Annotated in this window: 20 protein-coding genes; 4 read left to right on the top strand and 16 right to left on the bottom strand. The window is 42.5% G+C overall.

The window, feature by feature from the left end; translation table 11 throughout:
• Positions 1-73: 73 nt before the first annotated feature.
• Positions 74-985 (bottom strand): hypothetical protein, encoded by a 912-nt coding sequence (locus tag BGP76_RS12035; RefSeq protein WP_147407459.1) that lies wholly within the window; start codon positions 983-985, stop codon positions 74-76.
• Between the two features lie 281 nt (positions 986-1,266).
• Between BGP76_RS12035 and BGP76_RS12030 the strand changes: the two genes are divergently transcribed.
• Positions 1,267-2,274: a tetratricopeptide repeat protein gene (locus BGP76_RS12030; RefSeq protein WP_119844837.1), complete on the top strand. Its 1,008-nt coding sequence runs from the start codon at positions 1,267-1,269 to the stop codon at positions 2,272-2,274.
• Here the strand turns inward: BGP76_RS12030 and BGP76_RS12025 are convergent.
• The 9 genes from BGP76_RS12025 to rbfA are packed head-to-tail and all read right to left on the bottom strand — an operon-like array spanning position 2,271 to position 8,744.
• Positions 2,271-3,356, bottom strand: a complete 1,086-nt coding sequence (locus BGP76_RS12025; RefSeq protein WP_119844836.1) for a ferredoxin--NADP reductase — start codon at positions 3,354-3,356, stop codon at positions 2,271-2,273. The two genes, BGP76_RS12030 and BGP76_RS12025, sit on opposite strands and share 4 nt — an antisense overlap.
• A 55-nt stretch (positions 3,357-3,411) precedes the next feature.
• Positions 3,412-3,558 carry a FeoB-associated Cys-rich membrane protein gene (locus BGP76_RS20635; protein WP_084190500.1) on the bottom strand — a complete coding sequence of 49 codons (147 nt, stop codon included), beginning with the start codon at positions 3,556-3,558 and terminating at the stop codon, positions 3,412-3,414.
• 7 nt (positions 3,559-3,565) lie between these two features.
• Complete coding sequence (locus tag BGP76_RS12015; RefSeq protein ID WP_073122290.1) at positions 3,566-4,351, bottom strand: inositol monophosphatase family protein; 786 nt, start codon at positions 4,349-4,351, stop codon at positions 3,566-3,568.
• Positions 4,348-5,025, bottom strand: coding sequence for a 16S rRNA (cytidine(1402)-2'-O)-methyltransferase (gene rsmI, locus BGP76_RS12010; protein WP_073122288.1), 678 nt, complete (start codon positions 5,023-5,025; stop codon positions 4,348-4,350). Before rsmI ends, BGP76_RS12015 begins: the two co-directional genes overlap by 4 nt.
• Before the next feature lie 5 nt (positions 5,026-5,030).
• Positions 5,031-5,258, bottom strand: a complete 228-nt coding sequence (locus tag BGP76_RS12005) for a 4a-hydroxytetrahydrobiopterin dehydratase (RefSeq protein ID WP_119844835.1) — start codon at positions 5,256-5,258, stop codon at positions 5,031-5,033.
• An 11-nt stretch (positions 5,259-5,269) separates the two neighbouring features.
• Positions 5,270-6,589: a TRAP transporter large permease subunit gene (locus tag BGP76_RS12000; protein ID WP_119844834.1), complete on the bottom strand. Its 1,320-nt coding sequence runs from the start codon at positions 6,587-6,589 to the stop codon at positions 5,270-5,272.
• Positions 6,586-7,092 (bottom strand): TRAP transporter small permease subunit, encoded by a 507-nt coding sequence (locus tag BGP76_RS11995; protein ID WP_119844833.1) that lies wholly within the window; start codon positions 7,090-7,092, stop codon positions 6,586-6,588. The genes BGP76_RS12000 and BGP76_RS11995 overlap by 4 nt, the downstream gene beginning before the upstream one ends.
• Before the next feature lie 38 nt (positions 7,093-7,130).
• On the bottom strand, positions 7,131-8,357 hold the full coding sequence (locus tag BGP76_RS11990) for an FtsX-like permease family protein (protein ID WP_119844832.1): 1,227 nt from the start codon (positions 8,355-8,357) through the stop codon (positions 7,131-7,133).
• 9 nt (positions 8,358-8,366) lie between these two features.
• A complete protein-coding gene (gene rbfA, locus BGP76_RS11985) occupies positions 8,367-8,744 on the bottom strand; it encodes a 30S ribosome-binding factor RbfA (RefSeq protein WP_119844831.1) in 378 nt (125 codons plus the stop codon).
• A gap of 92 nt (positions 8,745-8,836) precedes the next feature.
• Between rbfA and BGP76_RS11980 the strand changes: the two genes are divergently transcribed.
• Positions 8,837-10,252, top strand: coding sequence for a hypothetical protein (locus BGP76_RS11980; protein ID WP_119844830.1), 1,416 nt, complete (start codon positions 8,837-8,839; stop codon positions 10,250-10,252).
• A 79-nt stretch (positions 10,253-10,331) separates the two neighbouring features.
• On the opposite strand, the gene rpiB is transcribed toward BGP76_RS11980, so the two are convergent.
• From rpiB to glyA, 3 genes are read right to left on the bottom strand one after another with little or no spacing between them, the layout of a single operon-like run.
• Entirely contained in the window at positions 10,332-10,763 is a 432-nt protein-coding gene (rpiB, locus tag BGP76_RS11975; protein ID WP_073122265.1) for a ribose 5-phosphate isomerase B, read from the bottom strand.
• An 11-nt stretch (positions 10,764-10,774) separates the two neighbouring features.
• Positions 10,775-11,623 carry a twin-arginine translocase subunit TatC gene (tatC, locus tag BGP76_RS11970; protein ID WP_073122263.1) on the bottom strand — a complete coding sequence of 283 codons (849 nt, stop codon included), beginning with the start codon at positions 11,621-11,623 and terminating at the stop codon, positions 10,775-10,777.
• A gap of 3 nt (positions 11,624-11,626) precedes the next feature.
• Positions 11,627-12,916 (bottom strand): serine hydroxymethyltransferase, encoded by a 1,290-nt coding sequence (gene glyA / locus BGP76_RS11965; protein ID WP_073122262.1) that lies wholly within the window; start codon positions 12,914-12,916, stop codon positions 11,627-11,629.
• A 269-nt stretch (positions 12,917-13,185) separates the two neighbouring features.
• Here glyA and BGP76_RS11960 point away from each other — a divergent pair, with 269 nt between their 5' ends.
• A complete protein-coding gene (locus BGP76_RS11960) occupies positions 13,186-15,540 on the top strand; it encodes a PAS domain S-box protein (protein ID WP_119844829.1) in 2,355 nt (784 codons plus the stop codon).
• 20 nt (positions 15,541-15,560) lie between these two features.
• On the top strand, positions 15,561-15,953 hold the full coding sequence (locus BGP76_RS11955; protein ID WP_073122258.1) for a response regulator: 393 nt from the start codon (positions 15,561-15,563) through the stop codon (positions 15,951-15,953).
• A 19-nt stretch (positions 15,954-15,972) separates the two neighbouring features.
• On the opposite strand, the gene BGP76_RS11950 is transcribed toward BGP76_RS11955, so the two are convergent.
• The 3 genes from BGP76_RS11950 to BGP76_RS11940 all read right to left on the bottom strand — a co-directional run bounded on the left by BGP76_RS11950 (position 15,973) and on the right by BGP76_RS11940 (position 19,503).
• On the bottom strand, positions 15,973-16,998 hold the full coding sequence (locus BGP76_RS11950) for a nucleoid-associated protein (protein ID WP_073122256.1): 1,026 nt from the start codon (positions 16,996-16,998) through the stop codon (positions 15,973-15,975).
• 39 nt (positions 16,999-17,037) lie between these two features.
• Positions 17,038-18,063: a dTDP-glucose 4,6-dehydratase gene (gene rfbB, locus BGP76_RS11945; RefSeq protein ID WP_119844828.1), complete on the bottom strand. Its 1,026-nt coding sequence runs from the start codon at positions 18,061-18,063 to the stop codon at positions 17,038-17,040.
• Positions 18,064-18,192: 129 nt separating this feature from the next.
• Positions 18,193-19,503 (bottom strand): UDP-glucose/GDP-mannose dehydrogenase family protein, encoded by a 1,311-nt coding sequence (locus BGP76_RS11940; protein ID WP_119844827.1) that lies wholly within the window; start codon positions 19,501-19,503, stop codon positions 18,193-18,195.
• Positions 19,504-19,598: the final 95 nt, after the last annotated feature.

Below are 19,598 nucleotides of genomic sequence, written 5' to 3'. Positions count from 1 at the left end.
AAACCTAAAAGAGCCGATGAATGTGAGTTCATCGGCTCTTTTAGATTAAATAGTTGTTTTGCGTGAGACTGACTTAGTCTTCTAGTTTGATGAAACTAAACTCGCGTAGAAATTTTTGTGCTTCTTGGAGGTTTTGGAATTCGTAGTTCTTGATCTCTCCTTCGTTGCTATGAAGTACGAGCTTTACTAGTACTACTTTTTTCTTGCCTGTCAAGTCTATGAACTGCGTATGTTCGTCGATGTTGAAATCATCTTCGGATTTTTCAGTAGACAGCTTGACGGTTTTACGTTTGACACGTTTGCAGTAGGAGCATTTATAGTGCTTGATCAATTCCCCGTCTTCTTCGTTAGAGGCTTCCTTAGAGATCTCTTCTTTTTCCAATTTGAGAGTCTGGAAACCACAGCGATCACACTCCATGGCACTGAGTCGACCTTCATATTTTTCAATTTGGGTATCCCCAGTTTCAGTATCGATCCATACGTCATAGTCTACAGAGAAAACGTCTTCCTCTGCCTGCATACCTTCGTCCAAGTAGGCATCCTCTTCTTCTTCGCTGAGAAGTTTCATTTCATTGCCGTTCTTTGGATTGATACGGTGGGTGTATCTGTATTTTTTGAGCTTTTTGGCTTGAACGCTGGGGTAGTAGTATTTGAGCATCAGTTGCGCTACATAGCCATACAATACGCCAAAACACGCGGAGATAAAGAAGCGAATAAAAAACCATACAAAGCTCAATAGAACCGTTTCTTGTTTGTAGGTATTACAAATGAAAAATACGCCCAAACCGATTGCAGCATGCGTGATGAATAGATAGTTGTATTCATACTTACTGACGAAATCGTATTTGGCTTTGAAAGCTTTTTTGCTAGAGAGTCTTAGTCTGTAGAAAGTATAGATGAGCACCCCTAAGAGAACCGATGAGGGCGCTAAAATGTACATAATTCTTTGCCACTCGGTAATAAAATTAATTAGGCCTTCACTCATGGTATTCGTTTTTCAGTTGATTTTAAAATTTGTATGCTATTTATTCTAATAAATATAGAGGAGAATGCGTTATTGGAGAACCATTGTTTGAAAAAGTAGTTTAACTATTTTAAATAAAGGCACACTTTTTGAATCTGTCGTAAAGAATCCTTGAATTCTGCTAGATTAGTTGTATTCATGCCTTGTTTTTGATACTATATCTTCAATATCCTTACGTTATTGATAAATTGAAAGAGTATCTTTTGGTAAAGAATCCATCAACAATTGAATAATTTTATTTTATGAGAAGCACTTGTTTATTTCTGGTACTGGCTATGCTGTTCTTACAGTCTTGTTTGAAGATTGAGAGTACGAGCTCTAGCGACCATGAAATAGATAGTGTGTCAGTAGATAATATGGTGACTGGCCTAGCTGCGCAACAAGACCAAGGCTATACTTCCCTGACGGGTAAAAGGCTACTCAGTCCTGAACTCGATCGATGGTCTCTCATGAAACGAGAAAATGAATTGGAAGAAGCTTATCAAAACTATCTGAGTTATCCAGATAGTCTGCCAATGATATACTGGTATGGTCGTCGGTTGTCTTACCTGTACCGATACCACGAGTCGATCCAAGTGTACACTGCGGGTTTGTCTAAGTTCCCAGAGTCTTACGACTTATATCGGCATAGAGGTCACCGATATCTAACCGTTCGTGATATAGACCATGCGATAGATGATCTAGAGAAGGCCGTGTTTTATGTCCGGGATTTACCGACTATCATGGAAGATGATGTGGTGCAAAACGAAAGAAATATTCCGCGCAGTTCTGTTCAGTTCAATATCTGGTATCACTTGGGTTTAGCATATTACATCAAAGGGAACTTTGATAAGGCGGTCTCGGCTTATAAGAAATGCATGTTAGTGGCGGATAACCATGATATGCTCGTCTCAGCGACGCATTGGTTGTATATGACGTATCAGAAAATAGGGAATACTCCCGCTGCAGAAAGGTTGCTAGAACCTATTACTCCGAAGATGAACATTGTGGACAATGAGAGTTATCATCAACTGCTGCTGATGTACAAGGGGCTATATGAACCCGAAGAAATCTATAATGTTCAAGATACCAATGGCGAAATCTCTCAGCTCACTCTGGGCTATGGTGTGGGTAATTGGTATTACAATCACGGCAAGCCCGAACAAGCGATAGAGGTATTCGAGAAGATGATGGAAAGCCCGTATTGGCAGGCTTTCGGGTATCTGGCAGCCGAGGTAGAGTTAGCGAACCATACCGCTGTAGCAGGCTAGCCTATCGTTACTTCTATATCGTTGGATTTGGCATGGCTGACACATAGCAGGACGTATCCTTCTTCTTTTTCACTATCAGTCAGACCATCTGCATTACCTTTATCAATCTCCCCTTTGACTAATTTCCCTCTACAGGCAGTACATAGTCCACTTTGACATGAATATGGCATGTCTATCCCGTCATCTAGTCCTGCTTCCAAGATAGACTTAGAGTTAGGAACCATCACTTGGTGTGACTCACCGTCTAGATTGATGGTGACGAGTTTGTCCGCAGAGTCATCGATCACCACCTCAGTAGCACTAGCTGGTGTGAAACTCTCCTTGTGTATGATCTCTTGAGGGATATTGAGTCCTTCCAATGATTCCAATACGATATTCATCATAGGCTCTGGTCCGCAGGTCATGTATTGGATATTGGTGTATTGCTCATCCTGTGACTGGTTCAAGACTTCTTTGATGATGTCCTTGGTTAGGTATCCACTGTATCCGTTCCAGTCAGTAGGTGCAGTCTCTAGGCAGTGAATGACCTGTAGTCGGTCTCCATGCTCCGCTTTTAGTGCTTCGAGTTTGGATTTAAAAATAATGCTTTCCTCATCTCTATTGGCGTAGAGTAGGGTTATTTTGCTGTCCGGTTCGAGTTTTAAGGTTGTTTTGGCGATAGACATCAAAGGCGTGATACCGCTACCTCCTCCGAATAGGAACAAATGCTTTTTGCCTTCTGGTTTGATTTCAATCACAAAACTGCCCATAGGTGCCATGACCTCTATGGTGTCACCTGCTTTGAATGTGTCACTGACGTGGTTGGACATGCGTCCACCTTCTACACGTTTGATCGTGACGGTAGGGGATTCATTGTACGCGGAGCTACTGGATAGCGAATAGGCTCTACGGATTTTTTTACCATCTATAGTTGATATCAATGTGAGGTATTGTCCAGGTTGATATTGGATAGCGCCAGAAGCAGGTTCTTCAAAAACGACGCTCACTGCGTCTTTGGTTTCTTTCACGACTTCTTTGATCGTGAGTTGAAGATTCGTCGAATCTATAGTACTTTTTGTTTTCTTCTTGAATAAACCGAACATGCGTATTTGTTATGGTGATATAGATAGGGCAAAAGTAAGCACGGAATGCTAGAAATCAAGTGCTTTGTTTGTTCTGTGCCGTGTCACATTTGTCACAGCCTCCTGCACACCCAGCAGATGCATCTGATTTGAGAATGAACTTCTTGACCAGAAACCAAAGAGCTCCTAAGAATAAAGCCAGAACGATGAGATTTTGGATCATAATAGTACTACCAGTTTTTATTGATAACGGCCAATAGTTCGTTATGGATGTGTCCAGTGGCGACTATTTCCCTCTTGAACAGAAAGTCTTTTCCTCCAGCGAAGTTCGTGACTTGACCTCCCGCTTCTTGTACAATTAGTGCTCCTGCGGCTACATCGTAGGAGTTTAGGTTGTACTCAAAAAATGCTTCGTATCGACCGATGGCTGTGTACACCAAATCTATCGCAGCACTACCCATTCGTCGCAGACCATGCGACTCTTGCATCAAGTGGCGCAAGATGCTGATATAGCTATCCATTTTTTCAAAATTGTAATAGGGAAAGCCTGTAGCAATCAAGCTATTAGCGATCAGATTAGTAGGAGAGACCTGTATGGGCTGACCGTCTTGGTATGCACCACCACCCTGATAGGCATGAAAGCATTCTCCCTGACCTATGTCATAAACCACACCAATCAGCAACTCTTCGCCTCGTGCAAGTGCGATACTGGTAGAGTAACAAGGCAATCCATGAATGAAGTTGGTCGTGCCATCTAGCGGGTCTATGATCCATTTGAGTTCTCGATCGTCCTCTTCTATGGTGTTTTCTTCAGTGATGAACCCAGCGTCAGGCAAAATATCTTTGAGGCCTGTGACAATCATTTTTTCGGCTTCTTTGTCTACATAGGATACCAAATCATTTTTGCCTTTTTCTTCGATTTTGGAGGTGTCAAAGCTCTCACCTTCTTTTTTGATGAATGCACCTGTGGCGATGGATAGTTTGACTACTTCTTGGGTGATGTGTTTTAGATTCATTTTCCTGCTACGACGATGACGATTTCTCCTTTTACTTTTTTCTCTCCAAAGTGTTCCATGATCTCAGTTAGCGTTCCTCGGACGGTTTCTTCGTGGATTTTGGTGATCTCTCTGCTGACCGATGCCTGACGATCAGCGCCCAATACTTCGGCTAATTGGCCCAGTGCTTTGACGATACGGTGAGGAGATTCATAAAATATCATCGTACGGGTCTCCTCTGCCAATGCATCCAGTCTCGTTTTTCGTCCTTTCTTCTGTGGTAAAAAGCCTTCGAATACAAAGCGATCAGCGGGCAATCCAGAATTGACCAACGCTGGCACGAAAGCCGTCGGGCCAGGTAGGCACTCTACGCGCAGATCCTCTTGGATGCAAGCTCGCACAAGTAGAAAACCAGGATCACTGATAGCAGGTGTACCCGCATCAGAGATTAAAGCCATCTTTTGTCCATTCTTCATCGCATCGGTGAGCTGCTGTAGCATGTTGTGCTCATTGTGAATGTGGTAGCTTTTGAGTGGCTTTTTGATCTCAAAATGCTTCAAAAGAACTCCACTAGTTCTCGTGTCTTCGGCCAGAATTACATCGACCGTTTTGAGTGTTTCAAGCGCACGGAGGGTGATGTCCTGTAGGTTGCCAATCGGCGTAGGGACCAAATAAAGGGAGGAATCGAAGTTCATAGTTATTATAATTGATCGATAGCGTCTGCTAGCGCTTTGTCTTTGTCGGTGATGGTGCTACCCGCATCGTGCGTACAGAGTCGGATGGTCACTTTGTTGTAGACATTGGACCACTCTGGGTGATGCTCCATTTTTTCTGCAACGATAGCGACTTTGGTCATGAAGCCAAAAGCCTCCGTGAAGTTTTTGAAAGTGAATATTTTGACGAGTTTGTTGTCTTCTTCGTACCACATAGCGTTGTTTTTTATTTGTTCAAATTAGGAAGAAAGGATATTAGTTCTGGGAATAATATCACTAACCCCAATAAAACTACTTGAATAATTACAAAAGGGATAATTCCTCGGTAGAGCTGTCCTGTTCGGATTTCTGGTGGGGCGACTCCTTTCAGATAAAATAACGAAAACCCAAAGGGTGGGGTTAGGAAGGAGGTCTGTAGATTGAGTGCAATCAATATTCCGATCCAGATCAAATCAATCCCCATCGCACTGAATATCGGTGCAGCGACAGGTACGATGATAAAGATGATCTCGATAAAATCGATGAAGAACCCTGCAATAAAAACCACGAGCAATACCGTCAATAGAAACAGGTTAGGGGATAGCCCGGCTTGCGTGATGGCGTCTGCGAGAATTTTGTCTCCTCCCATGGCGCGAAACACCAGAGAAAAGGAGGTAGCACCGATCAGTATCATGAATACCATGCAGGTCAGAAAGGTGGTGTCTCGCATGACTTCTTTTAAAATCCCGAAGTTTAGTTTCTTTTGTGAAGCGGTCAGAGCGATAGCGCCTAGTGCTCCTACAGCGGCGGCTTCAGTAGGAGAGGCGATTCCTAGAAAGATAGACCCAAGCACGAGTAGTATCAGTGTAAAGGGAAGCACGAAAGCGTGAATCACTTTTTTGGTACTTCCAGTAGACCAAAATGCTGCGCTCTCTTCGGCAGTGATCGCAGGTGCGGAGGCGGGGTTTAGGTGGGCAATCACGAGGATGTACCCGATATACATTCCTACGAGTAGTATACCAGGGACTAATGCAGCAGTGAATAGATCACCGACTGATACGTTGAGTACACTACCGAGTAGTACGAGTACTACAGATGGCGGTATGATCTGACCGAGTGTGCCCGAGCTAGCAATCGTGCCAGTGGCGAGTTCTGGCGAATAGCCCTTCTTGAGCATAGTAGGTAGGCTGATGAGTCCCATGGTGATGACTGTCGCACCGACGATCCCTGTAGAGGCTGCGAGCATGCCGCCTACGATGACAACCGAGATGGCGAGCCCTCCTTTGAGTCTCCCAAATAGGTGTGACATGGTTTCGAGTAGACTCTCGGCTAGCCCTGATTTTTCGAGCATGATCCCCATGAATACAAATAGCGGTACGGCTACCAATACGAAGTTGTGCATCGTGCCAAAAATCCGTAATGATAGGAGGTAGAAGAAGTCTATGTCATAGAGTATCAGTCCTGCGATGACGGAGAGACCGCCGAGCGTGAAGGCCACGGGATAGCCAAATAGAATAAGGATAAAGACCAGTGCAAACAGGAATAAAGGGAGGTAATCTAAGATCATGATGCGGTCGGGTTAAGTATCGTGCTGAGGTTGTCAAGCGTGATCGCTACGCCTTGGAGTAACAGAAGTATAGCACTGATCGGAATGGTTGACTTGACCAAAAACCGGTGTGAGAGTCCGCCAGGTTCTGGACTGGATTCATTGATGTTCCAAGCATCGATCACGAAAGGCACCGAAGTATAGAGTACTGCCCAACAAAAGGACATGAGAAATATTAATGTTCCCAGGAGGTTGACCCAAGCTTTGGTTTTGATGGAGAATCGGGAGTAGAATAGATCGACACGTACATGTCTGTCATGACGCAGCGTGTAGGCTGCTCCTAGAAGAAACAGCGCTGCGAAGAGGTGCCATTCTAGTTCTTGGTTGGCCGAACTAGTCCAGCTAAAAAGGTAACGCAGAACGACATCTATCGCGATGAGTACGACCAAAATCACGCTGATGTATGAAACCAAAGAGCCTGTCTTGTCGGTGAACAGGTTGATCCAGTTTACGATTTTATTCATTTCGGCAAATTAGACAGAATCACCAGTAAAAAGAAACGCTATTTGATTCTCAAAAACTGTGACTGACTTGCGGCACGAAGAGAGGGCTGTACACCCGCCAGAAAGGTGATCAGAATGATACTGATCGAAGTGTATACAAAATCTGAAGCGATGATTTTGATAGGATAGGCTTGCATGACGGCCGACTCCACGCCCATCGATATGATACCGAAACTCTCCTGTAACCATGCGATGCTAAACCCCAAGATCAAACCACAACCCGAACCGATAAAGGCGATGATGGCTCCTTCTGTCAGGAATATTTTTCGGATCATGGATCGGGTAGCCCCCATGGCAAAGAGTAGACTGATGTCGGCTTTCTTTTCGGTCACGAGCATAGACAGTGAGAAGAAGATGTTGATCGATGCGATGGCGACTATCAGAGAGAAGACAATGAAGACAAACAGCTTTTCGATTTTCAATATCTTGTAGAGGTCTTCATGTTGTTGATCGGCATTTCGGACGATATAGTCTGAACCCAGAGAGGCTTGCAGTGCTTCTTGAATCCTAGCTGTCGACTCGGGGGAGTCTATGCTGATTTCTAATGCGGTACGCTTGCCCTGATAGTCTAGGAGTTTCTCTGCGAAAGTGATGGGGACGAAGACATAGTTGTCGTCATAGTGCTGTTCTAGTGCAAATACTCCTCCTGGTGAGATGATGGCATGACTATAGTATTTGGATGGGTTAAGCGAGCCTGGCTTTACGTTTTTCGGGTAGTAGAATTCCATGAAGGTGAATTCGTTTCGTAGGGATATCCCGAGATTAAACTGTATACCTCTGCCTACGATGGCTAGGGGGCGTTTTCCGTCTTGTAATGCAAATTCACCATGTTTGATGGCGTTTTTCATTCTCCCCTGTTCGATGAAGTCTTCACTCAGTCCTTTGATTTTGACGACCATCTCCGAGTTGTTATACTTTAGTAAGGCATTGTCCTCGATGACTTCTGTAATTCCCATCACACCATCTATGGAGTTGATTTTGAATTTGAGATCATCGGTGTATTGAAAAGACTTTCCTTGGGCCGGCATCACTTGCATCGCTGTATCAAACTGCCCATATATCGATCGCAGTAGATCCTCCATGCCGTTGAACACGGAGAGGACTATGATGAGCGCGGCGGTACCGATAGCCACCACGAGCATCGAAATGATCGCAATGATATTGATGAAGTTTTTCTTCTTTTTGGAGAAGAAATATCTACGAGATATAAACAGGGGAAGGCGCATGTAGGAGATTTATTCTTCTGACTCTCCTTTATCCTCTTTGGGGATATTGAGTCGGGATAGAATGTTGTCCATTTTTTGTGCATGATCCTGAGATTCGTCTAGGACGAAATGCAGCTCGGGTACGATGCGGACTTGTTTGCCTATTTTGAGTCCCAGTGCTTTACGGATTTCTGGTTTCTTCTCTGCCATTTTCTCTATGAATGCCTCTCGATCGTCTATCATCATCAGACTGATAAACACTTTGGCAAAACTGAGGTCGGGACTGACGTTCACTTCTGTAACAGTGATGAAGGCATTGCCAAACCAATGACGGCTATCTTTTTGGAATATCTCGCTCAGGTCTTTTTGAATCAACCCTGCGTATTTTAGTTGTCGTGTACTGCTCATATTTTGATGCAAATATCCCTATTAATTTAAATTATACTTAATAAAACGGTATTTTCGTTTTTCGATAGACGACAGAATAAACCGCTACAGAATTGCTTTCCTACTTCAAAGCCAATGACCCCTATAGATTACTCGGGGTATTCCTCATACTGATTATCATTAGAGTGGCTGTGCTCCTCAGTGGTGTGCCGCTTATACTACCAGAGCTGAAATGGCTACTGCTCGGTGAACGACTGGGCGGTGAGGGCATGATTATGTACCGAGATGTATGGGATTATACTGCGCCACTCTCTGTACTCGTCTACAAGTGGCTCGATATCCTATTCGGTAAACACCAATTGGTCTATCAGATCGTCTCGATGATATTGGTAGGGTTTCAAGCCGCGATATTCAACAATGTAATGCTTAAGAACAAAGCATACAACAGCCCGAGTTATGTCCCCGCCATCGTGTATGTACTCATGATGAATCTTTGTTTTGATTTCCTGACTCTGTCGCCTGTCCTGATGAGCATGACTTTTATTCTATTGGCTTTGAACAACCTGTTCAAACGGATGGATAATCATACGCAGGACGAGCTTTTCGTGTATACGGGGATTTATCTAGGGATTGCCGTGTTGTTTTATCTACCAGCGATATTTTATGTGCTGGTGACTTTAATCTCCCTGTTCTTGTACACAGGGTCAATTTTTAGGAGGATACTGTTGTTGATTGTTGGTTTTCTGTTGGTGTTGATTTTTAGTGGCTTATTTTTTTATTGGAATGATAGCTTTTTGGTCTACAACCATCATTTGTTTATGTCTATCTGGGCTGTGGATCCGAGTTACTTTTTGAGTGGAAAAGGGATGGTAATAATGGTTCTAGTGCCATTTTCGATATTTCTATATAGCATCTATAGGACGTTTAAGATCGGGAAATACGTTAATTTCCAGAGTAAAATTCAGAGTGTCATGCTCATGTTTTTTGTCTCAGGGATATTGGCATTTTTTATGGTGAAGGAGCGATCTACTTATCAGTTTATTTATCTAGTGCCTGTGATGGCTTTTTTTGTAGCACATCATTTGTTGGTGATTAAAAACTGGATATTGGCTGAGGCTACATTCCTGTTGATTTTTGTTGCCATTATACTTAATCTGCTTTTTCCGCTTCGGGGATGGTTGTTTGTGGATCAACTGGTAGGTGTAGAGCGTCTGCTAGTGCAACCGAGCCCCTATGCGGAGCTGACAGAGGGTAAGGACATATTGGTGATAGGAGAAGGCATAGAACACTACAAAGGAGCGAGTCTCGCGACTCCTTACCTAGATTGGCAGTTGTCTCAGATTCACCTTCAGCATCTCAATTATTTTGACAATAGTGCAGAGGTGTTTCTCAATTTTACTTCGGACATGCCAGAGGTGATCATAGACGAGCAAGAGGTGGTGCCTGAGCTGTTTCGCATGATGCCGACGATCGCTGCGCAGTATAGGGAGCATGTCACGTATGCTGGCGTGTATGTTTTAATGGATTAAAATCGATCTAAAAAAAGGCGATAAAAAAGCGCAACAAACTGCTGCGCTTTCTTCTAAAGTCTACTGTTTCAGCATTGGCTCAAACACAACGAATCTTATCGACTCTGGTCTGGTGTCTGCCCCCTTCGAACTCCGTGGTGACGAATTTGTCTACCATTGCGAGGGCTTTGTCTAGCGAGACAAAACGAGCGGGGAGACAGATGATATTGGCATCATTGTGCTGACGAATGAGTTCAGCTACTTCTACTTCCCAGCAGAGGCCTGCGCGGATACCTTGGTGCTTGTTGGCGGTCATAGCTACTCCATTGGCACTGCCACAGATCAAGATGCCTAGCTCGTTTTTGCCACCTTCGATGGAGTCAGCTACAGGGTGCACATGATCGGGGTAGTCTACCGAATCGGCAGTGTTTGGTCCGAAATCCTCTACCTCATGCCCTAACTTTTGTAAGTGAGAGATGATGTCTCTTTTGTATTCAAATCCGGCATGATCACCGCCTATTGCTATTTTCATCTTGCTGTTATTTACAATTTGATTAATTCTTTTTCTCTGTTCTTATACGCTCTCTTGGATACTGTGATACTGATCTGATAGAGCCCGATGAGGGGTATAGCTATCAGTATCTGACTAAACGGGTCTGGTGGGGTCAGCAAAGCTCCCAAAAAGAATATGACCACTATGCCATGCTTGCGGTAGGCTTTCATGATTGCAGGAGTGATGATCCCTGCTTTGGTGAGGAAGAGTACCACCATCGGGAGTTGAAACAACAATCCACAAGCCAATACCAGTGTGGTCACTGTCGATACATATGAGATGATGTCAAACTCGTTGAGAATCGAGGGATCGATCTGGTAGTTGGATAGGAAATTGACACTGAGAGGTGTCAAGATCAGATAGCCAAAGGCCACACCTATCATGAAAAGAAAGCTAACCCAAAAGACTGCTCCGCGCGCTACTTTCTTTTCGTTGATATAGAGTCCTGGGCTGATAAATCTCCAGATTTCCCAAAAGGCATACGGAAATGCACAGATCAGTCCTATCGCAAAGGAGGACGCGATGTGCATCGTAAACTGCCCCGTCATCTGTCTGCTTTGCAGGATAAAAGGGAGTGTATCTATGCAAATAGCTTGCGTCTGTAGGAGGTCACCCAACTGACAGAGCCAGCGATAGGTCCAGAAGTCCGTTTTGGATGGCCCTAGAATGATGGTGCCGAAAACCAGCTCCTTGGACGCAAATGCTCCGACGGTGAATGCAGTGATCGCAATAAATGCTCTGATGATGTGCCACCGGAGTTCTTCCAGATGATCAAGAAACGACATTTCATTTGTTTCGTGTTCGTCTGGATCCATTTGATCCAAGGGGAGGTTACTCATAGTTTATACCAAAGAAGCAAGTTGTGTGTAAAGTGGGAAGTCTTTCATCCATGTGTTTACATCGTTTTTCACTTCGTTGATTTTAGCGTCATTGTCGAGGTTCATCAAAACGGTATCCATCAACTCAACCACGCGATCCATGTCGCCATCTTTCATGTGGCGTGAAGTGATAGCGGCAGTACCTACACGGATACCTGAGGTGACGAACGGAGAACGCTCATCAAATGGCACCATGTTTTTGTTGACCGTGATTTCAGCTCTAACGAGCCCGTTTTCAGCATCCTTTCCTGTGATGCCTTTTGAACCGAGATCGATCAGCATGAGGTGGTTGTCTGTGCCACCAGAGATCAGGTTGTAGCCTCTTTTGACGAAAGACTCAGCCATTACCTCTGCGTTTTTCTTGACCTGGAGTGCGTAGTGCATGTAATCATCCGTTAGCGCTTCGCCAAATGCAATGGCTTTTGCTGCGATGATATGCTCTAGCGGTCCTCCTTGTGTACCTGGGAATACACCCGAATCCAAAACAGACGACATCATGCGAGTGATGCCTTTTGGTGTTTTCAATCCCCATGGGTTTTCAAAGTCTTCGCCCATCAAAATCATCCCACCTCTTGGTCCTCTGAGTGTTTTGTGGGTGGTGGTGGTCACAATGTGACAGTGCGGCATAGGATCCTCCAAGAGACCTTTGGCGATCAGTCCAGACGGGTGAGAGATATCAGCCAATAGCAAAGCGCCGACCGAATCAGCGATCGCTCTGAATCGTGCGTAATCCCAATCTCTAGAATAAGCAGATGCTCCGCAGATGATTAATTTAGGTTTTACAGCTTTGGCTTTCTCCTCGACTTTGTCCATGTCGATGAGTCCTGTTTCTTTTTCTACGCCGTAGAAGTTGGCGTCAAAGTATTTTCCTGAGATATTGACGGGCGAACCGTGCGAGAGGTGACCGCCGTGCGACAAGTCAAAACCTAATACTGCATCCCCTGGTTTCAAACATGCCAAGAATACCGCTGCATTCGCTTGTGCACCTGAGTGTGGCTGCACGTTGACCCATTCTGCACCGAACAGTTCTTTGGCTCTGTTTCTAGCGATGTCTTCGATTTGATCGACGACTTCACAGCCACCATAGTATCTTTTGCCTGGTAGACCTTCAGCGTATTTGTTGGTGAGTACCGTTCCAGCGGCCTCCATCACTTGCGGTGATACAAAGTTCTCAGAAGCAATAAGTTCTATTCCACTTTCTTGTCTTTCTCTTTCTTTTTCGATTAGGTTGAATACGTCAAGATCTCTCTGCATGATATAATGGTTTCTATGAGGCGCAAATTTAGAAGATGCCCTCTTATTAAGCAAAGAATGCTGGTGATGGAAATTAAAAATAATGGGATAAAATATTTGAATGTAAAATTGTGAATCTGTGAATTATGGCTTAGTCTTAAGGCTGATTTCTAAGGAATCAAGTAGCACTATTTACGAATTGGAGAAAAGTTGATCAGCTATGACTATTTCGGAATCTACTCATGTATGTGAAAGCAAAATGGTTTAATTGATTTATTTTCGTCTCATACATGACTCCCATTGATACCAAACAAGGTTTACTGAAGATTGTAAAAGATCCCATTCTACGCATAGATTGGAGTGGCAGGGTATTGGAGTGTCATTGTCACCCTAGCAGTGATCCAGCTATTTTGGAGTTGGATTTGTACAACAATCGGAATATTAAGGATTTTGAGTTTTTAGGAGAGGTGTACAAAGCGGTTCGTGATTGTATCGAGTCTCAAGAATCACAATCTGCATATTTCTCATTAGGGAGGCTGGGGAGCAGGACGCACTACGAAGTGCTAGTAGAGCCCAATGATACAGACGAGGTTCTGGCGATCATCAAAGAAATTACGAAAAAAAGGCAGCGTGAAAACGAACTCATAGAATATTATGATTTGCTTCAGAATATCTATGAAGCGACATCTTCTTGGACGGGCACTGATTATTTGGACCAACTGACGCTACAGCTGTCCAAAGCGCTCAAGGCCGATTATACTGCGATATGTTTAATAGATGATAGACAAGATCTTTTGGAGACTGTCTCTGTTAACTTTATAGGAGGGAAAATTGAGAATGTTGAGTGGGAGATAGAAGGCTCACCCTTCGAAGAGGTCGTTACTCATTCTTATTTTGAGATTGGTCATGGTTTCAAAAATAAATTCCCTCATTTTGAACTCAATCAATACCATGTTTTCAATGGTTTTGTAGGTATTCCTCTTTATTACAATGAATTGTATAGCAAGCCAATAGGGTTCATTTTTGCACTTTACGAAAGACCATTGGTGTCCAGTAAGCATACCGAAAAAATCTTGCAAATATTCTCGACACGTGCAGCTGCGGAGCTACAGCGTATTGAATACCAAAAGAAAATTGAAGATAGCGAAAACCGGTTCAAGGCTCTTTATAATAATACACCAGCTTATTTCTCCTCTACCAATAAGTCTGGCGTGGTGATAGAAGTGGGGGATTACTTCCTAGAGAAGACTGGCTATGCTAGAAAAGACGTGATTGGTAGACGAGCGATGCATTTTCTGACATCACGGTCTAGAAAGGATGCCGTCAAGATGTTGCCTGATTTTTTGCAAAATGGTTACTGTAAAGATGTGGCTCTGCAGTTCATCAAGAAGAATGGTGATATCATGGAGGTCATGTTCTCTGCTACCACCATCAGAGATGAGCATGGTAGATTTGTTAAGAATATTATGAGCTTGAATGATGTGACATTGTTGCGTCAGGTGGAAAGAGATCTACGTCTCAGTGAGGAGCGAGTAATAGAGGAAGCCAATCGTTTTCAGTTGCTTTTTGATAACTCTCCAGTTGGCATCATTATACATAGCAATGGTGTGATCAAACACGTAAATACCGAGACGGTTCGTTTAGCACGAGGAAATAGCATCTATGATTTTGTAGGGAAGCAAGCCATGAGTTTTGTCCATCCCGAATCTAAAGAAATCGCCCAAGCAAGAGTAGATAAGATATATAAAACCAAAAAGGCACATCGCAACGAACAGAAGTTTCTATGTGTGGATGGGTCAGTAATAGAAGTGGAGGCTATGGGCACCTTGATAGATTATCAAGGAGAAGAGTCTGTGCAAATTGCATTTTATGATATATCAGATCGTAAAGAAGCGGAACGTCATATTCTAGTTAGAGACCAAGAATTGGAAGTGCTTAACGAAAATCTCGCTCGCCAAAACAATCAGTTGGAGGAGTTTGCTCACATCGCGTCCCATAATTTGAGAGCACCGATTACCAATATGCTATCTCTGATTAAGATTAGAGAAGCGGACCCGTCAGAAGCCACACAGGCGTTCGTGTGGGAGAATGTAGGAAAGACGGTCCGTAACCTAGACGAGACCATTATTGAGCTCAATGATGTCGTGAAGACTTCTTGGGAGCTAGATAAACAGAGGAAAATTTTGCATTTTGAGGAGGTGTTAGAGAAAATACTAAACAGTATTGTTGACCAAATTGCTAAGGCAGATGCGGAGTTTGTGGTTAACTTTGACATGCCTTCAATTTTTTATCCCAAAATCTATTTGGAGAGTATCTTGCAGAACCTAGTGACCAATGCGATAAAGTATCGGAGGTCTAATGAGAAGGCACTGATTAAGCTGCGAAGTTGGGAACAAAACGGTAGAGGGTATCTTTCGATTGAGGACAATGGTCTGGGGATAGATCTGGAAAAGCATGGTGACAAACTGTTTGGATTGCGAAAGACATTTCATGCACACCAAGATGCGCGGGGCGTAGGGCTATTTATCACTAGAGCACAGATAGAATCCCTAGGTGGCTTGATTTCGGTAGAAAGTAAAGAAGGAAAAGGGACTAAGTTTATTGTCGATTTTGGAACATTAAAGTTGATAAGTACAGACCATTAATATAAATTAGATTTCACATTATGGGTAAGATAAGAAAGGTAGCAGTTATAGATGATGATCAGGTGTTTCAGTTGATTATCAAGAAGCAAATCGAGATGAAAAATTTCGAATGTGAAATTCTCAGTTTTTTTAATGGGCAAGAGGCGTACGATTTTTTTAAAGAGAATGTAGATCAAGCCGATGTACTTCCAGACTTGGTTATGCTGGATGTGAATATGCCTGTTAAAAATGGTTGGGATTTTCTACAGGACTATCAGACGCTGCCTTCAGAGATGAGATCTAAGATAAAGCTATACATGGTCACTTCTTCAGTGATTCAATCTGATATTGATAAAGCCAATGACAATGAAAATATCATTTCATTTGTCAGTAAGCCTATCACCAACGAAAAACTAGAAGAGGTCTTTAGTTAAAATTCTTTTGTAGGAATCCCTAATGTTCTTCGTGAAAGTATAAAGTGTAGTAGTTGAGTTTTCGCTCATTGTCGTACCCGCGTGTAATTTGTTCTTTGTTGCCATGTACATAGACATGAAAATTTTTATCTAGCTTGATGATCGAACGGATGAATCTCTTGGTGTTCTTAATGGCTGGTTTGGATATATCGAATTGATTGGTGTCTAGGTCTGGTTCTTCTTCTTGTTTTTTTATTTGAAAGTTCTCGAATTGATCAATCAGTTCTGGTGATTGTAATACCTTTTCTTGATAATCCTCTTTGTTGAAAAATTCGTTGTTTTTTAAGTAATCAATGGATTCATTGACAAAGGAAAGCTTCTCTGGCTTTTCATTTTGTTCGAAAGCCCCTTGAGCAAATTCCTGAATGTTATTGATGAGGTTTTGTGTTTGATAATATTCGTCTACCGTTTTTTCTAGTCCCAAAAAATCATTTTGCCAGTATTGCGCACTATTTGATTTGTTTGTTATATCTACGAGCAAAACTTGATATCCACTTTCTCTACTTGTATTGAAGATAAGTACGCCTTTGTCGAGTTTATTGATGCTTATACCTTCGTCGGAGATAATATTGAAATCGTTTCCTTGCCCCATGATTTTGATGTAGGTCTCTTTGTTTTCTACTTTGAACAACCCGATCACATCTGTAACTTCATCGTCGATTACGCAATCTTCAAAGTGACACACCAAGAAGTCTCCTTCTTTAATGTTTTGGTTTTGAGAAAGAGCAGAGAGGTGTGAGGCTAGTACTAATGAGTGATCGTAAAGAGATTCAGGGTTGTCAAAAATCTGACTAACCACTTCAAAAGTTTTAGGATCAATCTCCTCATTGTCGATCGCAAAATGGTATCGCTCTTCTTCCTTGAAAGACTTGAAGAAATAATTAACCAACAGTTTATTAAGGTCTTCGTCTAGCGCGTCGATACTACCAGTAGAGGTGATGAGACCTTCTTCTGCCAGTTTGTGAATGACCAATTGGTTGAGCCGAACTTCTGATGATATAACCATGAGTGATTGTGTTAAAGTCTACGAAGATAAATTAAACGACTATTTTCTGTATGCACCAGATTTAATATTGTCTAACCAAGGTTGATTGGCGAGATACCAGTCTACTGTTTTTGTGAGTCCTTCTTCGAACTGTACCGATGGCTTCCAGTTGAGTTCGTTGGATATCTTGGTAGAGTCGATCGCATACCTCATGTCGTGTCCAGCCCTATCGGTTACGAAGGTGATAAGCTGAGCAGAATACCCTTCTGGACGGCCTAGTTTGTTGTCCATGATTTTACACAGGAGTTTGACTAGGTCTATGTTTTTCCATTCGTTGAAGCCACCTATATTGTAGGTTTCTCCAATTTTTCCTTTGTGAAAAACTGCATCAATGGCCGTGACATGATCTACTACAAATAGCCAATCACGTACGTTGACACCTGCCCCATATATGGGTAGCGGCTTTTCTTCAATGATTTTTTCGACACATACTGGAATCAATTTCTCAGGAAATTGATTAGGACCATAGTTATTGGAACAATTAGAGATTACTATAGGTAGGTTATAGGTGTTTTGATAGGCTCTTACAAAATGATCCGAACTAGCTTTTGAAGCAGAGTAGGGAGATTGAGGATCGTATGAGGTCGTTTCTAAGAAGAACTCTCCATCTTTTAGTGACCCATAGACTTCATCAGTAGAAACGTGATAAAAGAGCTTATTGTCAAAATCTCCATTCCATTGTTTCTTCGCAGCATTGAGTAGGTTTACCGTGCCAATTATATTGGTATTGACAAAGGAAAGTGGGTCTTCAATGGAACGATCCACATGTGATTCTGCTGCCAGGTGGATGACGGCATCAATGGACTCTGAAGCGAACAACTTCTCTATGAAGTTTGCCTCGCAGATATCTCCTTTTAAGAATTTGTAATTACTATTTGTGACGTCTGTTAGGTTTTCTAGATTTCCTGCATAGGTTAGTTTATCTAGATTTATGATTTGATAATCAGGGTATTGGTTGACAAAATATCGTACAACATGCGAACCGATAAACCCTGCTCCACCAGTGATAAGTATTGATCTTTTCATTTGTTCTAATGCTTTACTATTTCGATTTGAAACTTGTGGGTTGTCAATTATACAGATAGCCTTACCTATACAAAAAGACCGAGGCATGAATGTATAATTCACACCTCGGTCTTGTATTGTTATTCAATCTTACTTTACAATCGCTCTACCGATGCTGTAATAAGTAATTCCTAATTCGGCCATCGTCTCAGTATTATAGAGATTTCTACCATCGAAAATGACATTGTCCTTGAGCGTAGACTTGATTTTGTCAAAGTCAGGTGTCCTGAATACTGGCCACTCCGTCATGATGAGAAGAGCATCTGCATCTTCTGCTGCGTCGTATTCATCTTTGCAGAACGTAATAGAATCACCGAGAAGTTCTTTGACGTTATCCATCGCTTCTGGATCGTAAGTCTTGATTTTAACACCAGCTTCTAACAATGCCTTGATATTAACAAGAGCAGGGGCTTCTCTAATGTCATCGGTATAAGGTTTGAAGGCAAGCCCCCATACTGCAACCGTTTTTCCTTTGAGATCAGAACCATAGTGGTCTTTGAGCCTGTCTATTAACTTGGTCTTTTGCTCTTTGTTTTTAGCCATTACTGCATTAAGAATCTCAAAATTATAGTTGACCTCTTTTGCAGATTTGGCTAGAGCTTGTACGTCTTTAGGAAAGCAACTACCTCCATATCCGATTCCAGCAAATAGGAATCTTTTTCCGATTCTAGAGTCAGTTCCTACTCCTTTTCTTACCATATCTACGTCAGCACCGACGAGTTCACACATGTTGGCGATTTCGTTCATGAACGTGATTTTAGTAGCCAAGAAAGAGTTGGCAGCATACTTAGTCAGCTCCGCAGACTTCTCATCCATGGTGATGATAGGATTGCCCTGTCTAACTAATGGTGCATAAAGCTCTTCCATGATTTTTTGTGCCTTAGTAGATGATGTACCAATGACTACACGGTCGGGCTTCATGAAATCTTCTACGGCAACCCCTTCCCTCAAGAATTCTGGATTAGATACTACACTGAATTCTACCTTAGCGTTTTCAGCAATCTTTGCAGTAACCTTGTCTGCTGTGCCAACAGGTACTGTGCTTTTGTCTACGATGACAGTGTATTGATCCAGTAATGGGCCTAAATCTTCAGCTACACCAAGGATGTAACTTAGATCAGCTGATCCGTCTTCGCCTGGAGGTGTTGGAAGTGCTAAAAAGATGATTTTAGCACCTTTGATCCCTTCCTTCAGATTAGTCGTAAAGTCTAATCTGCCTTGTTTGATGTTTCTATCAAAAAGGACTTCTAACCCAGGTTCGTATATAGGGATTATCTTGTTTTTAAGTTTTTCAACTTTTTTCTCGTCAATGTCTATACATGTAACATGGTTGCCTGTTTCGGCAAAACATGTACCAGTTACCAAACCTACGTAACCAGTTCCAACTACAGCTATTTTCATATTTTTCAATTCATTTGGAGTGGTGCAAATCTAATGGTTGAATTGTTAAAATGGGAGTGTTTTGATATGAAATGAAGTGATTTTAAGTCGTAACT

The organism is Reichenbachiella sp. MSK19-1 (assembly GCF_003590315.1).
GTDB classification, from domain to species: Bacteria; Bacteroidota; Bacteroidia; order Cytophagales; family Cyclobacteriaceae; genus Reichenbachiella; species Reichenbachiella agariperforans.
This window is presented reverse-complemented; position numbering and strand designations above follow the sequence as displayed.

Excerpts from the sequence above, each read along its gene's own strand:
- BGP76_RS12035 (WP_147407459.1), bottom strand. The coding sequence starts at position 985 with ATGAGTGAAGGCCTAATTAATTTTATTACCGAGTGGCAAAGAATTATG.
- BGP76_RS12030 (WP_119844837.1), top strand. The coding sequence starts at position 1,267 with ATGAGAAGCACTTGTTTATTTCTGGTACTGGCTATGCTGTTCTTACAG.
- BGP76_RS12025 (WP_119844836.1), bottom strand. The coding sequence starts at position 3,356 with ATGTTCGGTTTATTCAAGAAGAAAACAAAAAGTACTATAGATTCGACG.
- BGP76_RS20635 (WP_084190500.1), bottom strand. The coding sequence starts at position 3,558 with ATGATCCAAAATCTCATCGTTCTGGCTTTATTCTTAGGAGCTCTTTGG.
- BGP76_RS12015 (WP_073122290.1), bottom strand. The coding sequence starts at position 4,351 with ATGAATCTAAAACACATCACCCAAGAAGTAGTCAAACTATCCATCGCC.
- rsmI (WP_073122288.1), bottom strand. The coding sequence starts at position 5,025 with ATGAACTTCGATTCCTCCCTTTATTTGGTCCCTACGCCGATTGGCAAC.
- BGP76_RS12005 (WP_119844835.1), bottom strand. The coding sequence starts at position 5,258 with ATGTGGTACGAAGAAGACAACAAACTCGTCAAAATATTCACTTTCAAA.
- BGP76_RS12000 (WP_119844834.1), bottom strand. The coding sequence starts at position 6,589 with ATGATCTTAGATTACCTCCCTTTATTCCTGTTTGCACTGGTCTTTATC.
- BGP76_RS11995 (WP_119844833.1), bottom strand. The coding sequence starts at position 7,092 with ATGAATAAAATCGTAAACTGGATCAACCTGTTCACCGACAAGACAGGC.
- BGP76_RS11990 (WP_119844832.1), bottom strand. The coding sequence starts at position 8,357 with ATGCGCCTTCCCCTGTTTATATCTCGTAGATATTTCTTCTCCAAAAAG.
- rbfA (WP_119844831.1), bottom strand. The coding sequence starts at position 8,744 with ATGAGCAGTACACGACAACTAAAATACGCAGGGTTGATTCAAAAAGAC.
- rpiB (WP_073122265.1), bottom strand. The coding sequence starts at position 10,763 with ATGAAAATAGCAATAGGCGGTGATCATGCCGGATTTGAATACAAAAGA.
- tatC (WP_073122263.1), bottom strand. The coding sequence starts at position 11,623 with ATGAGTAACCTCCCCTTGGATCAAATGGATCCAGACGAACACGAAACA.
- glyA (WP_073122262.1), bottom strand. The coding sequence starts at position 12,916 with ATGCAGAGAGATCTTGACGTATTCAACCTAATCGAAAAAGAAAGAGAA.
- BGP76_RS11960 (WP_119844829.1), top strand. The coding sequence starts at position 13,186 with ATGACTCCCATTGATACCAAACAAGGTTTACTGAAGATTGTAAAAGAT.
- BGP76_RS11955 (WP_073122258.1), top strand. The coding sequence starts at position 15,561 with ATGGGTAAGATAAGAAAGGTAGCAGTTATAGATGATGATCAGGTGTTT.
- BGP76_RS11950 (WP_073122256.1), bottom strand. The coding sequence starts at position 16,998 with ATGGTTATATCATCAGAAGTTCGGCTCAACCAATTGGTCATTCACAAA.
- rfbB (WP_119844828.1), bottom strand. The coding sequence starts at position 18,063 with ATGAAAAGATCAATACTTATCACTGGTGGAGCAGGGTTTATCGGTTCG.
- BGP76_RS11940 (WP_119844827.1), bottom strand. The coding sequence starts at position 19,503 with ATGAAAATAGCTGTAGTTGGAACTGGTTACGTAGGTTTGGTAACTGGT.